Source organism: Sphingomonas sp. (genome assembly GCF_048595155.1).
Classification (GTDB): domain Bacteria; phylum Pseudomonadota; class Alphaproteobacteria; order Sphingomonadales; family Sphingomonadaceae; genus Sphingomonas_I.
Map to the genome: position 1 here is coordinate 1 of NZ_JBMDXN010000128.1, position 15,059 is coordinate 15,059.

General features: G+C 61.2%; 10 protein-coding genes and 1 pseudogene. 6 read left to right on the forward strand and 5 right to left on the reverse strand.

What is annotated here, in order from left to right:
• Together ACOJSI_RS19760 and ACOJSI_RS19765 are read right to left on the reverse strand one after the other, a co-directional pair.
• A pseudogene (locus ACOJSI_RS19760) lies at positions 1-120 on the reverse strand (bifunctional D-altronate/D-mannonate dehydratase); the annotation flags it as partial.
• 72 nt (positions 121-192) lie between these two features.
• Entirely contained in the window at positions 193-975 is a 783-nt protein-coding gene (locus tag ACOJSI_RS19765; RefSeq protein ID WP_420140032.1) for a FadR/GntR family transcriptional regulator, read from the reverse strand.
• A gap of 152 nt (positions 976-1,127) precedes the next feature.
• Between ACOJSI_RS19765 and ACOJSI_RS19770 the strand changes: the two genes are divergently transcribed.
• Genes ACOJSI_RS19770 through ACOJSI_RS19780 form a run of 3 tightly spaced genes read left to right on the forward strand, consistent with a single transcriptional unit; the run spans position 1,128 to position 8,866 of the window.
• Positions 1,128-4,247, forward strand: a complete 3,120-nt coding sequence (locus ACOJSI_RS19770) for a TonB-dependent receptor (protein ID WP_420140033.1) — start codon at positions 1,128-1,130, stop codon at positions 4,245-4,247.
• Position 4,248: 1 nt separating this feature from the next.
• The gene (locus tag ACOJSI_RS19775) at positions 4,249-5,904 is read left to right on the forward strand and encodes an alpha-N-arabinofuranosidase (protein ID WP_420140034.1); all 1,656 of its coding nucleotides are present in this window, start codon (positions 4,249-4,251) and stop codon (positions 5,902-5,904) included.
• A gap of 16 nt (positions 5,905-5,920) precedes the next feature.
• Entirely contained in the window at positions 5,921-8,866 is a 2,946-nt protein-coding gene (locus tag ACOJSI_RS19780; protein ID WP_420140056.1) for a glycosyl hydrolase 115 family protein, read from the forward strand.
• A 23-nt stretch (positions 8,867-8,889) separates the two neighbouring features.
• Here ACOJSI_RS19780 and ACOJSI_RS19785 read toward each other — a convergent pair whose 3' ends face one another.
• From ACOJSI_RS19785 to ACOJSI_RS19795, 3 genes are all read right to left on the reverse strand, one after another.
• Positions 8,890-10,581: an ATP-binding protein gene (locus ACOJSI_RS19785; protein WP_420140035.1), complete on the reverse strand. Its 1,692-nt coding sequence runs from the start codon at positions 10,579-10,581 to the stop codon at positions 8,890-8,892.
• Positions 10,582-10,607: 26 nt separating this feature from the next.
• The gene (locus ACOJSI_RS19790) at positions 10,608-11,132 is read right to left on the reverse strand and encodes a YfiR family protein (RefSeq protein WP_420140036.1); all 525 of its coding nucleotides are present in this window, start codon (positions 11,130-11,132) and stop codon (positions 10,608-10,610) included.
• A 79-nt stretch (positions 11,133-11,211) separates the two neighbouring features.
• Positions 11,212-13,350 (reverse strand): AsmA family protein, encoded by a 2,139-nt coding sequence (locus ACOJSI_RS19795; protein WP_420140037.1) that lies wholly within the window; start codon positions 13,348-13,350, stop codon positions 11,212-11,214.
• A gap of 175 nt (positions 13,351-13,525) precedes the next feature.
• Between ACOJSI_RS19795 and rpmI the strand changes: the two genes are divergently transcribed.
• The 3 genes from rpmI (at position 13,526) to ACOJSI_RS19810 (ending at position 15,007) form a co-directional block, all read left to right on the forward strand.
• A complete protein-coding gene (gene rpmI / locus ACOJSI_RS19800) occupies positions 13,526-13,729 on the forward strand; it encodes a 50S ribosomal protein L35 (protein WP_420140038.1) in 204 nt (67 codons plus the stop codon).
• A 13-nt stretch (positions 13,730-13,742) separates the two neighbouring features.
• A complete protein-coding gene (rplT, locus tag ACOJSI_RS19805; RefSeq protein WP_420140039.1) occupies positions 13,743-14,120 on the forward strand; it encodes a 50S ribosomal protein L20 in 378 nt (125 codons plus the stop codon).
• 128 nt (positions 14,121-14,248) lie between these two features.
• Positions 14,249-15,007, forward strand: a complete 759-nt coding sequence (locus tag ACOJSI_RS19810) for an EAL domain-containing protein (protein WP_420140040.1) — start codon at positions 14,249-14,251, stop codon at positions 15,005-15,007.
• The last annotated feature ends 52 nt before the right edge of the window (positions 15,008-15,059 follow it).

The window sequence follows — 15,059 nt, forward strand, 5'->3', positions numbered from 1 at the left end:
GCGGCCGTTGAGCGTCGCATCGCCGAGGCCGTACACGCCCTCATCCGTCTCGATCTTCAGCGTCACGAAATTACGCCCCGGGCACGTCACGATGACGCGGGCAGATGTGATCTTGGGCACCGATATTTCCTATGATGGAGGGGGGAACGAGACACCGCAGCCGCAGAAACGGCGGCAACGGAATGAAGAGGGTCAATCGACGCTGAACATCCTGCGACGGGCCTGCATCTTTTCGTTCAGCAGCGCGGCTTCACGGACTTCCGTGGCGATGATCAATTCTTCAAGGACGCGGGTGAGATGTCCCCGCATCGCTGCGCGCGCGGCATTCCCGTCCCTTGTCGCCAGCGCGCTGATGATGTCTCGATGTTCGCCGATCCGCGGCACGACGCCCGCATCATGCGCCTTGTCGGCAAGCAGTTGCTGCTGGGGTGACGCAAAGCGCGCTTCCCACAGAGCTTCGACGGACGAAATGATCGCGCTATTCTGCGTGATCCGGGCGATGGTCAGGTGGAATTGCCAGTCCGCGCGTTCAGCGGCGACGAAATCCTCACCTGCGGCGATCATCTCGGCAAGAATGGCGTTCAGCGCTGCGACATCCGCATCCGTCACGCGATCCGCTGCAAGCGCGCATGCTTCGCCTTCGATCGCCCGACGGGCTTCCAGCAATTCAAACGGCCCGACGCCCTGGATGGCCGGCTTACCCAGACGGCGTGCCGGTGCGCGTACATAGACACCAGAACCGACGCGGACCTCAACGAGGCCGTCAACTTCCAGCGCAATGATCGCTTCACGGATAGTGGGACGCGACACATCGTAGGAGAGGGAGAGCTCGCGCTCTGAAGGCAGACGATCGCCGACCTTGTAGCCGCCGGTACGGATCATGTCCGCAATCCGCTCCGCAAGCTGAGCATAAAGACGCGTCGTCGCCGCTTTGCCTTCCGACGTTCCGACACCGTCCAGCGCACGCGCGGCCATCAATCGCTTACTCCTTTTCAGTGCCAAGCTATCTGACCAATCGCACGCAAACAAGCTTTCAGTGGCTTGACAGATTTACGGGGATACTAGCATACCATTTGTCTGAGCAAACAGCCCAATGAGGCGGTTTCCTAGAACAGGGGAGGGCAAATATGTCATCGATCGATCAGACGCGCGCGTTCCGTGCAACTTTACTGCTGGCTGCCGCAGCGTCGGCCTTGGGCAGCGTGCCCGTGGCTGCACAGGCGCCGGCGCCGGCGGCGGGTCAAAGCGTGCCGGGCACGGTCCCTGACAACGTGGCTGTGAGCAATGACGAAGCGGCCGAAGTTGTCGTGACGGGTTATCGCAACAGCCTAGCGCAGGCTACCAATGCCAAGCGTCAGTCCGGCAACTTCAGCGACTCCATCTTCGCAGAAGACATCGGCAAATTTCCTGACACCAACATCGCAGAATCATTCAACCGTATACCGGGTATTACCATCACCCGCGACATAACGGGTGAGGGCACCAACGTCGCGATTCGTGGACTTGGCTCCAACTTCACCAACGTGACATTGAATGGAGCGCCGATTGCGATTGCCTCCTCGGGTGCCACCGACGCGCAGGGCACCGATCGCTCGGTGGATCTCAGCTTCTTCCCAACCGATCTCTTCACCAAGCTGACGGTGAATAAAAGCTATTCTGCCGACCTCCTCGAAGGGGGTGCTGCCGGTAACATCGACATCCGTTCTGCCCGTCCATTCGACCGCAATAATTCCTATTTGTCATACAATCTTCAAGGCGTGAAGCTGGGAGGCGCCGATAAGATCGGCGGTCGAGGTTCGTTGATCGGCAGTTGGCGCAACGACACTATCGGCATTCTCGCAGGCGTTTCGGGCCAGCATTTCCACAGTGAAACGAACGGTTTCGAAACGATTGGTTATACCAATCCTGCGCTTTCGGCCGCGCAGTGTGGCGCTACAACCGGCTGCAACAGCACGCTCGGCGGCAATTGGACCATTCCTGCGACCGTACCGGTTGGCGCCGGCGCCGGTCTCGTGCCGGGAACTGTGATCGACCAAGCGTTCCTGCTCGCGCACAATCCTGGCGCGACCATCCAGCAAATAGATAACGGGCTGCTGCCCCGTCTCGGTCGTCCGTCGAACGAGCGCGGCACGCGTGATCGCATCAACGCCGTCCTAAGCGTCGAATGGCGCCCCACCGACAATCTGCATTTCTATGTCGATGGTATGTATGGCTATAAGCATAACGACCTGATCCGTGAGGACATGGCGTGGATCGTTCGCAACGGATCGATCATCCCGCTCAATCTCAAGTTCGACAAGTCCGACTGCAGTGCAGGCTGCACCGTAACATCGGGAACGTTCGCGAACGTTCAATTCTTCGACGAATTCCGCCCGTATATTGAGACCACGCGGTTGTGGAACATCAACCCGGGCGCGGAATATCAGATTACTGATAATCTGAAGCTGGCCGTGCAGGGCAATTACGGCCGCAGCACCTTCCATCGCGAGAGTCCGACCGTCGGACCGACCACGCCGCTGGGCGTCGGCAACACCGTCACCTACACCAATGATGGCGGCATACCGAAGATCGAAAGCGCCTTGGACTTGAATGATCCCAACAGCTTTGGCTGGTATCCACAGGATCGCCTCAGCATCGCGGATGAGCGACGCCGCTACAACAATAAGGGCGTTCGGGGTGATCTGACGTGGGGTGGAACGCCACTCAATGTGAAGGTAGGCGGATCCTATGACGACGTGTCGCGCCGGATCCGGGGCTTCGACAACAGTCAGGCCTGGCAAAATGCAGGTTGCGGCAATAATCCTAGCGTGAGCCTGCCATCTCCCAACACGCAGCCGCCGTGCGAGGGGCTGAGTGTGGTGGGCGCTGCGCCAGCAGGCTATCCGACCTATCCGGGTTACGGTACCGGCTACACTGCTGGTCAGACCGGCCCCGTTACCTATGCCGGTTCGCTCATTCCCAATAGCGCGGTCCCGACTTATCTGGTGCCCGGACCTGCAGGGTTCGTGACGGTTGACTTCGACAAGTTCGCTGCTGCGAGCCAGTATGACAAGTTTCACGATGCAGCACCGGAAAGTGGCGGCGCGAATACAGGCGCCAGCGGCGGCCTGATCCGGGAGAAGAACAAGAACGCCTTCCTGCTTTTGAGTGGCGTGCAGCAGCTGGGTGGCAATGATCTGCGCTTCAGCGGCGGCGTGCGCTACGTCAATACGCATCAAATCATCGCAGGGCGGGTGTCGATCGCGGATCCGCGCAATACGACATCGACGGGTGCTTCGTTGCCCGATGGCAGCCGTTATCCCAACGTCGTTACCGAAGTGTCGACGAGCAACAGCTATACGCGCTGGCTCCCGACCGCCAACCTGGCCTACAATATCGGCGAGCATGCGGTGGCCCGTGCGGCTTATTCGAAGACGATGACGCGCCCTGACCCGGCGGCTCAGCTGCCCGGCGTGTCCTTTGGCGCGCCTTCCGCGGATCAGGCCGGGATCGGTAACCCCGCGCTTAAGCCCTATATTTCCGACAATCTGGACCTGGGCTTTGAATATTATACGGGTCGTGAGGGCGTGATCAGCTTCAACGCATTCCGCAAGTCGATCCAGGGCTTTACCAACCAGTTCGTGAGTACGTTGCCCTTCAGCGCGCTCGCGCAATATGGGATCACCTACGATACGCTGAACCCGACGCAGCAGACGGCGATCAATCTGCGGGGCGGTCCGTCCGTCGCTCAGGTTCAAGTGACTTCACAGGTCAACGTGCCGGAACGCCTTAAGATCAACGGTCTGGAATTCCAATGGGTTCAACCCTTGGACTTCGTAACCAAGCTCGTTGGCGTCACCGGGTTCGGCTTCAACGCCAACGCCACGATCGTCGACCAGACGAGCAAAGGTGCGGCGCAGGCCTATGGCGTGGCCCCCCGCACGTATAACGCGACCATCTACTACGAAAATCATGGTGTGATGCTGCGCGTCTCGACCACCTATCGAAAAGGTTCGCAGAGCAGTGGGGCCAATCAGAACGGCATCACCTCCGCGGCCTTGTTCAACGACAGCTACCAGCAATATGATTTCTCGTCCGCGTTCGATCTTGATAAATTGCTGGGCATCAAGGGAGCGCCGCAACTGACGGTGAACGTCGCCAACTTCACGAACGAGAAGCTGCGCTCCTACTTCCAGTTCTCGAACGCCACATTCACCGAATATCGCCCAGGCCGACAGGTTCTGATCGGCTTGCGCGGGAGTTTCTAACATGCATCATCGGTTTCGCTATTCCGGCGAACATTCTCGTCAGGATGGCGAAACCGATCCGAAGGTCCGCCGACCAGCTCGCGCAGGCCGGTCGCTCCGCGGCCTGAAACGCGCGGTCGCCAGCATCCCGTTGCTGGCTGGCCTCGTGCTGATCACGGCGCCGGGACGCGCGGATACCAATATCACGTCCGCGACGATCGACATGGGCAAGACGGGCGATCCCATCGATCGTCATCTCTACGGGCAGTTCGCCGAACATCTTGGGCGCGGCATCTATGAGGGGATTTGGGTCGGGCCAGACAGCAAGATCCCGAACGTGCAGGGGTACCGGCTCGATGTCGTCAACGCGCTGAAGCGCCTTCATGTGCCCGTTATCCGCTGGCCTGGAGGGTGTTTTAGCGAGGTCTATGATTGGCGCGACGGTATCGGCCCCCGCGCCAAGCGCCCCATCCGCACCCGGATGAATTGGGACGATGTGATCGACACCAACCAGTTCGGCACGCACGAATTCCTGAACTTCGCCGAGCTCATCGGCGCCGATGCCTATGTCTCAGGCAACGTCGGATCGATGACCCCGCGCGACATGCAGCTCTGGCTGGAATATATGACCGCGGACAACGCTTCGACCCTGGCGCAGGAGCGGCGGGCGAACGGCCGGGCGAAGCTGTGGACGATCAAATATTTCGGCATCGGCAATGAGACCTGGGGCTGTGGTGGCAACATGCGGCCGGACTATGCTGCCGATGTGAATGCGCGCTATTCGGCATTCGTCAAAGCACCCAAGGCTATGAACATGGTGCGGGTCGCCAGTGGCGCCAGCGTTCAGGGCGGCGGCGATTACGAAGCTTTCACGGAAGCGATGATGCGTCATCGAGGTGATACCGAGGCGCTGAGCTTTCATTATTATGCGATGCCCACAAGCAGGCCGAAGAGCGTCGACGTCGGGTTCGATGAGGCGTCATGGGCCGACACGATCGATCTCGCGCGGTTGATGGAACCGCAATTGTCGCGGGTCGAGGCGATCATGGACCGCCACGATCCCGATCGCCACGTACCGTTGTTCGTCGACGAATGGGGAACATGGTATCGGTTGCCGCCCGACGCGAAGCCCGGCGAGCATCATTACCAGCAAAATACGATGCGAGACGCGATCGTGGCAGCGATCACGTTGAACATCTTCCACCGCCATACCGCTCGCGTGAAGATGGCGAACATCGCGCAGATGGTGAACGTCCTTCAGGCCATGATCCTTACCGATGGCCCACGGATGATCCTGACGCCCACCTACCACGTGTTCGACATGTATCAGCCCTTCATGGGCGCGACGCCGTTTCCCGTTAAAGTAACGACGGCGACCTACGAATATGCAGGGCACGCTATGCCAGCGGCCGATGTATCCGCTGCCCGCGGCATAGACGGCCGGATCCACGTATCGCTGGTCAATGTCGATCCGCATAAGTCTGTCACGATCATGACCAACTTGCGCGGCACGGGTGTCGGCCAGCTCTTGACCGGGGCTGCGATGGATGCCCGCAATACGTTCGACGCGCCGGACACTGTCGCGCCTAAACCTTTTAAGGGAGCCATGTCGGGCGGCCATCTGACATTCACACTACCGCCCAAGTCCGTCGCGGTCGTTACCGTCACCGGTCAATGATCCGAAAGTGCCGTTGATGCTGACCCGCCGCGAGACAATGATGGCCGGCATGGCGAGCGGATTGTTGCCAACCGCGCTGCTGGGCGCGGTGCGCTTCAACCAAGCCGAACCTGGCTTCGACATTGCTGCGGGGCAGGGGGACGTCACCCCGGTCCTCGTCGATCCCGGCGATCTGCCTGGCGTACGCCGCGCGGCGGCGGATCTGGCACAGGACATCGGAAGGGTGACTGGCACCGACGCCGCCCTGCTGACCGATGCCGCCAGCGCATTCAAGCGCGTCATCATCATTGGGTCGATTGAGAAAAGTCGGCTGCTGCAGCAGCTTGTTCGGCGCGGCAAACTCAATGCGGCCGCACTTCAAGGGAAATGGGAAGCCTATCAGATCACCACGGTTCGAGAGCCGTTCCCTGGTGTGCGGGAGGCGCTGGTAATCGCCGGCAGCGACAAGCGTGGCACGATCTATGGAATTTACGATCTATCCCATCGGATCGGGGTTTCGCCCTGGTATTGGTGGGCCGATGTGCCGGTCGTTCGGCGTAGTGCCGTGCGTGTCCGCTATGGTCATTATGTCCAGGGGTCGCCTGCCGTAAAATATCGCGGCATATTCCTGAATGACGAGGCGCCCTGCCTCTCCGGCTGGACGACTGAAAAGTTCGGCGGAATGAATTCCAAATTCTACGCCAGACTGTTCGAGCTGATGCTCCGGCTACGCGCCAATTATTTATGGCCGGCCATGTGGAACAACGCCTTCGCAGAGGATGATCCTGCCAATCCAATCCTGGCGGATGAATATGGAATTGTCATGGGGACGTCGCATCACGAACCCATGGCGCGTGCACACAAGGAATGGACGGACCGCAAGGATCGGTTGGGCAATGGCGAGTGGAATTACGCCACCAATCGCGCAGCCATCCGCCAATTTTTCCGCGAGGGGATCGAACGCAACGGCGGCAAGGAAGCCATTATCACCGTCGGCATGCGCGGCGACGGCGACGTCGCGCTGGCGAGCAGCGGGGGGCTGACGTCCGATATTCATCTGCTCGAGACGATCATCAGCGATCAGCGCGCTATTCTCAGCGAAGCCCTGCACCGACCGGCGCAAAGCGTGCCGCAAGTCTGGGTGCTGTTTACCGAGGTGTTAAAATATTACGAAGGCGGCCTGCAATTGCCCGCCGACGTGACGCTGATGTTCACCGACGACAATGTCGGTAATTTACGGCGCTTGCCGACGCCGGCCGAACGCGCCAGCCGCTCCGGCGGGTTCGGCATTTATTTCCACATGGACATGCACGGCGGCCCATTTTCTTACCAGTGGATCAACAGCAACCCGCTGCCCAAAATCTGGGAGCAGATGAACCTCGCGCATGAATATGGCGCAAATCAGATATGGATTGCGAACGTCGGGGATCTGAAGCCGCTGGAACTGGCGATCGAATTCTTCATCGCCATGGCCTGGGATCCGACGGCTGTATCCCGGGAGAAGATCGCCAGCTGGACCCGCAACTGGGCTGCACACACTTTTGGCGAAGATCATGCAACCGAGGTGGCTTTCCTCGTCTCCCGCTATGCGAAATATAATGCGTGGAGAAAGCCCGAGCAGCTAAAGCCCGACACGTTCAGCCTGGCCAATTATCGGGAGGCGGAGCGCGTCTGGGCTGCGTGGGAAGAATTGGCGACCCGCGCCCAGGCGCTGCACGACAGATTGGCAGACGATCGACGCGACGCCTATTTTCAGCTCGTTCTTTACCCGGTGTTGGCGTGCGCCAACTTGGCCCAGATGTATATCGCGGCAGCGCGCAATCAGCGGTTCGCGGAACAGGCGCGTACGAGCACCGATGCCGAGGCGGGGGAGGTGCGTCGGCGTTTCGCACGGGATGCGGCGCTGCGCGATCAGTACAACCACGTGATGTCGGGTGGGAAATGGAACCATATGATGGACCAGACCCATATCGGCTATTTCGATTGGTACCCGCCGGAGCGGGATATCATGCCGCCCGTCGTGCATATCCAGGTTCCGGACGATGATAGCTTCGGCGTCGCGGTGGATGGGGCGAGGGAATCTTGGCCCGGCTATTACTTGCCGCCGTCCCTGCCCTTGTTGGACAGCCTGACCGCGCCGTCGACCTTCCTGGACGTGTTCGCACGCGGACAGCGTCCTCACGTCGCCAAGGTCACGTGCGATCAAAGCTGGGTGCGCATCCATGAAGGCGCGCCCTTTGGCGTCGTGGCGACCGATCGGCGTTATTGGATCGACGTTGATTGGGGCAGGGCGCCGGTCGGCCGTTCGGAAACACAGATCGTGGTTCGGGATAGTAACACCGTCGTGAAGGTCCGCCTGCAAGCGCATCGTGCCGATCCGCTGCAGGAGCAGGCGGCCCAGGGCGCCTTTGGAGGTTTTGCCCCCGCTTTTGCCATTCCGGCCGACGGTTTCACGCGCAACGTGATCAGTACACGCGCACAGTGGCAGGCTATTCCCGATTATGGCCGCTTCGCCACCGCAATGGGAATAGTGCCGGTGACCGCGCCATCCTTCGACGAACCGCGTCAGGCGCCGCGGCTGGAATATAGCATATTCCTCGCTGAGACGGGGGATTACCGCTTCGATCTTATCACCGGGCCCACGCTTCGGGTGAATCCGGAACGCGAGTTGGCGGTCGCGCTTTGGCTGGATGATGAGCAGCCGATCATACAATCGGTTTTCACGCCCGAGCGGCACGCCGCCGAGGACTTCCTGGGCTCTGCCCATGCGGCCAATGCGGCTGCAAATGCCAGAACGATGTCTTTCAGGGTTCATGTGGAGCGGCCGGGCCGGCATCGCTTGAACGTCGCTATGGTTGACCCGACAATCGTGGTCCAGTCGATCATCGTTTCGCGCGGCGATCTGCCTGTCAGCTATTTCGGTCCGCCATTGGCCAAGGCAGACAGGCCGGCAGATACGATCCTTGGCCTGCCCCAGATATGATGGCGAGCGGGAATGTAACTCAGCTAATCTTGCGCTTCCGGTGCAAGGCGCGCCTGACGGAGCGTCTCGCCTAACGATTCCATCGTATAGGGTTTCGCGAGCAGAGGGAATCCCTCGGCGGCGGCAGAGGCCGCCGCCTCGCTGAAGCCGGTCATCAGCACTACCGGCAGGTCGGGCCGATGCTTGGACACCTGACGGGCGAGCTCCAACCCGTTCATCTTCCCCGGCATGATCATGTCCGACAGCACCAGATCGAACGGCGTCCCGTCTTTGACCAGTAGCAGTGCCTCGGTCGCATTGGTGACCCGGTGCGCAGCATAACCAAGCTCGCCCAGCATCTCGCAGACCAGTTCGGCCACATGATCATCGTCCTCGGCAACAAGGACCGTCGTGTCGTGGCCCGATCCCTCGACCGTCACTACCTTGTCTGGGCTGACCGGAACGGCATGTGTTGACCTGGGAAACAGCAGCGCCACGCTCGTTCCCACGCCCAGTTCGCTGTCGATGCGGACATTCCCGCCCGACGCCTGCACAAAGCCGTAAACCTGGCTCAGGCCCAGCCCAGTCCCGCTGCCGACACCCTTGGTGGTGAAGAAGGGTTCGAAGACCTTCTTCAGCATGTCGGGAGCAATGCCGGTGCCGCTATCGTGTACGCACACCTGCACCATGTCCTGCTCGCGCTCGGATGAGGCAGGCATGTTGGACGCGCTGATGGTGATGATACCCCCGTCGGGCATGGCATCGCGGGCGTTAATGGCTATGTTGAGCACGGCCACATCCAGCTGAGAGGCGTCGACTTCGATCGGCCAAAGCCCGGGGGAGAAATCGAACGCGATCGTGATGTCCTCACGCAGCGATCGTTCCAGCAGGTCCTCCAGCCCGCGCAGCCGGGCGCCGACGTCGATGACCTCGGGCGTCAACGGGGAACGGCGTGCGAAAGTCAGCAATTGCTGCGTCAGCTTTGCGCCGCGGTCAATCGCCTGGCGAATACCGTCCTTCAATCGATCGCGCCGGACCGGATCGGTCGTACGGTCCAGCAATTCCATGCCGCTGGACGCCACCATCAGCAAATTGTTGAAGTCGTGCGCGACCCCGCCGGTCAACTGGCCCATCGCCTCCATCTTCTGCGATTGACGTAGCGCTTCTTCCACGTCGCGGCGCCCAGCGATCTCCGCCTGTAGGCGTCGGTTCGCGGCGCTTACGGAAGCATAAGAGGCGCCGAGAACGGCGACGAGCAGGCACGCCATGACGATGATGATCGCGATACCCAAATAACGGGCGGCGCGACGCGACCAGTTTTCGGTCGCCGCGCCCAGATAGACCGAACCCAGCTTCGCCCCGCCTTGTTCGACGGTCGCGGTCACGATGAGCTCGTCGCCACGCAGGGTAGGGCGCTGTACGCGATTGACCTGGGGCAGTGGTTCGCCCGCACGCGCGAACCCGGCGACCAAATGCCCATCGGCGGCATAGGCGCCAACGGCCTCGAACTCGGGGCTCGCCTTCAGCGCATCGATATATTCGCGTGTGGCGTTATCGTCGTCGAACGCTAGCGGACCCGCCAGGCTTCCCGCGAGCACGCGCGCCTGCACCTCCACCTCGCGTACCTTTTCGGCGCGCGCCTGATTTTCGTTGTGGAAGGCCAGGAATAGGCTCGCCAGCAATAGTCCCAAGGCAAGGCTGATGCCGATTGCGGGCGTCTCAGCGACGCGCAGCATCAGCCTTCTTAGAAACGAGCGTTCGTTCATCGGGTTACGTTGACCGCCAGACCCAGCAACTTGGAACTGATTGCAATCCCGCTCTGCTGCGCGGAGGATTGATCGATCGTGAACCGCAATCGATCCCCGATCGTCACGAAATGGATGATGCCGCCGGTCAAGCCGCTATTCTCGTCGGTCACGGTCAGCACCGGCTGGTTCGCAACCATCTGCAACATTTCCTGAGAATCCTCTCCGCCACTTGCGAAAAGGATATGACAGGCTGGTTCGGGTTTGATCCCGCTAATGCGGCGAACCGAGACCGGACGGCCGTTGATCTGCTGTCCACGGACCGCATCGTCCAGGATCCGGCCGAAAGGATCGTGGCCGACCAGGCAGATGATGAGGGGGTCGTTCGGCCCATCGAACGCACTTTCCGGCCATTGCACGAAGGGGGCAAACCGATAGATGAAGCTGGCCTTCACCGCCGCCTCCAGCGGGAGATCGGCCGTACTGGGGACGCTGGGGCCCGCGAGGGTGATCATCATGCCCAGCGCTGCGGCTAGTGCCATTGCGAAGCCTTCTGCTGCTACGCCGTCCCGATACGCGCCATCGCGCGGTATGGCGAGGTCTCGCGTGCCGGTGCGTCGATCAGAAGATGCCGAGAAACTTCTTCTGCGTCTTTTCCGCTTTCACGTCGCGGGTCTTGCCGGAGCCGACATCCTTGCGCGGCTCACCCTTGGTGGTGCGCTGCGCCGAAGCCTTCGCGCCCGCCAGCACCGGGCCGCAGGCGGCACTCTTCGCGTCGCCGGGATCGACGAAGGCGATGATCGCCGCCACCGGGCTCGCGACTACGCCCAGCGCCACACCCGCACCGCCGCGGGCCAGCAATTGCGGCGTGATGATCTGCATCTGCGGCTTGGCGAAATAGCCGCCAATGCCGACGGGAGATTGGCCGGAAAACAGGCTGAACTTCTTGCCGTCGGCGCGGAAGGCGAGGCTCAGGGATTCATCCTTGAAACTGAACCCGCCCTTGGCCGTCATCACATTCTTGTCGGTGTCGATCAGGATCGGGTCGGCCGCCGCGATACCGTCGCGCACCGTGAAGCCAATCAGGCCGCAATTCACCTGCACCGGCTTTTTCAATTTGTCCTGCAGCAGCCGCTGGAAGAACACGCCCAGATCGAATTCGCTCAGCTGGATATATTGCGTCCAGAAGGTACCCTTCGGCAGGATGATCGCGATGCGGCCCGACGATGTGGCGAGGCTCTTGCGCAGGGAATCGCCAGTCCCGCGCATCTTCACGCGCGCCGTCATCGTGCCCGACGCGGGCGCGTCCGCCACGCCACTCTTGTACAGCAGTTTGCCGATGGGGGTCGGTGACAGGCGGATGTCGTAATCCGTGATCACCGCCGGTGTGCGGGCGTTGACTACAATGTCGGACCGTAGATGGCCGCCGGACACGTCGAAATTCAGCGGAGACAATTTCAGCAGCGAGCGATCCAGGTCCAGCCCCAGGACGATGTTGGAAACCGGGATGAACGGCTGCGTGATCGTCGCGATCGAATAATTCACCTTCGCGTCGAAATTCTTGATCGAATCGCTGCGCAGCGGGGCGTCCGGCAGAATGCGGGGCACGCCGTCGCGCTTGGTCTGCGTGGTGGCGGCCGCCGTCGCGCCCTTGCTGGCCAGGGCGGCGGGATCGTAGCCGATGAACGGACCGATATCGATGATGTCGACGTGCCGGGACTTGATATCGGCGGTGAGCAGCATGCGTTCATCGCTGTTGGCCGGCACCCGCGCGGTGAACTGCCCCGCAATGTCGCTCGCGCCATAGAAGCCGGTCAGCCGCGTGAAGCGATATTCCTGACCCTGCTTCACCATGTGGGCCTTCAGCCGATAGGTGCGGGTATCCGGCACGGCCACGCCGATCAGGTCGAACAGATAACGAATGTTCGGCCCGCGCGCGGCGACGGCAAGGTCGCTTCCTTCGATCATCGTCGCGCCCGGCAGGTTGCCGGCGATGTCGATGCGGAACAGCGCGCCCTGCGCATGCAAGTCGAATTTGTTCGCGCCGCCCGCGATCAGCTGATTGGGCGACGATTGGCTGCCCCACAGTCGGAACGGCAGCTTCCGCATCGTCCCGGTACCGGTGAAGCGGACCGCATTGCCGAATTTGTTGTCCTGCGCATGCATCGCCTGGAAGGCCACGTCGACGGATAGCTGCATCGTCGGATCGCGATAGCGAACCGTGGTTCCGTCGATTTGCGCGCGCTGAATCAGCGGCATCTTGAACGGCTTGCCGCCACCTTGGCCGAACGTCCATGTATTATGCTGCCGCTTGGCGTCCCATTCCATATCGGCCGCGCCATCGACCAGGTTGATCCAATTGACCTTGGACTGATCTCCGAACAGGAAGCTGAATGTATCGATCCGCGTGTCGATCAACTTCGCCTGGAACAGGTTGGGCTTGGAGGCCCAGGCGGGATTGGAAATGGTGAGCCCTTCTGCCAGGAATTTGGTGGCAAAGGGATCGAGATACAGGTTGAAGTCGCCTGCCACCCGCACCGTGCGCCCGGTGTGCGAGCTCGCAATCCGCTCGAACGTATGTTTGAGGAAGCGGCCCTTGGTAACGAACAGGACGAGCCACGCCAGGAAGATCAGGCCGATAAGCGTCGCCAGTACGGATATTCCAGTGGCGAGCGCATGCGTGCCGGCGCGGCGTCGATCATGGGTGACGGGGTCGGGCGGGCCGACTTGTACTGGATCGTTCTTTACAATCTCGGCCATTAACCCTGTAACATTCGCGCATGGGAGCGGTTCCGCGCTTCGCCGCTGGCGATCTGTGGTTGCGTCGCTCGATCCACTGGCTTATAGGCCCGCGCTTCCAAGCGATAATGGATGAACTGCCCGGCTAGTGTGGGCTGCCGTGGCCGTTCTTGATCGCTCTCGAAAGGAGACGAAAATGCCCAAGCTGAAGACGAAGAGCGGCGTGAAGAAGCGCTTCAAGCTCACCGCCACCGGCAAGATCAAGCACGGGGTCGCTGGCAAGCGTCACCGCCTGATCAGCCACAATGCGAAATATATTCGCCAGAACCGCGGCACCGACGTGCTCGCCGCACCGGATACGGTGCGCGTGAAGCTCTGGGCGCCCTACGGCCTCAATTAAGGAGTAGCGGGATATGGCACGCGTCAAGCGCGGCGTAACTACGCACGCAAAGCACAAGCGCATCCTTGAGGATGCAAAGGGCTATTATGGCCGCCGGAAGAATACGATCCGCATCGCCCGCCAGGCGGTGGAGAAGGCGGGTCAGTATGCCTATCGCGACCGTAAGGTTAACAAGCGCAATTTCCGTGCGCTTTGGATCCAGCGCATCAACGCCGCTGTCCGCGCCGAAGGTTTGACCTATGGCGTGTTCATGCACGGCCTGAAGCTGGCCGGTGTCGATCTGGACCGCAAGGTCCTGGCCGATCTCGCTATGAATGAAGGCGCCGTGTTCAGCGCCATTATCGCGCAGGCGAAGGCGGCTCTGCCGGAAGGCGCCCGCGTCGCGGCTTAAGCCTCGATCTGCGGCCAACAAGGTAAAAGGCGTGGAAGCCCGGCTTCCACGCCTTTTTTCATGGCCTTCTCTCCTATCGCGCCGACCCTTTTCGGCCTAGCATGCGGCATGGCGCACTCGCCCTTCTGATGCCGAAGCATATGTCATCCTGTGCGGGCTGCCAGGAAGGGGCCGCCTTCCAGGCGGCCTTTGCCATGGCCTTCCAGCCGATCGTCGACATTCGGGATCGTCGCGTCTTTGCCTATGAAGCGCTTGTCCGCGGCCCCGCTGGCGAACCGGCGGCATCCGTGCTGGATCAGGTGACGACGGATAGCCGTTATGCCTTCGACCAGGCCTGCCGCGTAAAGGCGCTGCAGACCGCTGTTGCCGCCGGCATGATCGCAACCGGCGCGAAGCTGTCGATCAACTTCCTGCCCAACGCCGTCTATTCGCCGATGGCCTGTATCCAGCTCACGCTCGCCACTGCGGCGCAGACCGGTTTCCCGCCCGACCGGTTGATCTTCGAATTCACCGAGAATGAGGACATGGGATCGCCCGAGCATGTCGAGGCGATCATCGATACCTATCGCAAGATCGGCTTCTCCGTCGCGATCGACGATTTTGGCGCCGGCTATTCCGGCCTGGGTAGGTTCGCCCGCTTCCGTCCCGACCTGATCAAGCTGGACATGGATCTGATCCGTGGTGTGGATGCCGATCCGCGGCGCCGTGCGGTGGTCGCCGCGATTGTCGGGATGTGCGCCGCGCTGGATACGTTGCTGATCGCCGAAGGGGTGGAGACGGTGGGCGAAGCGGCCACGCTCGATCGCCTCGGCATCCGCTTGATGCAAGGCTATCTGTTCGCGCCGCCAGCATTTGAAGCGCTCCCGGACGTCGTCTTTCCCGGTTGAGGCGGAGCAGATCGGTGCAATTTCAAGGAACGATCGCGCCGCTCCCGTCATT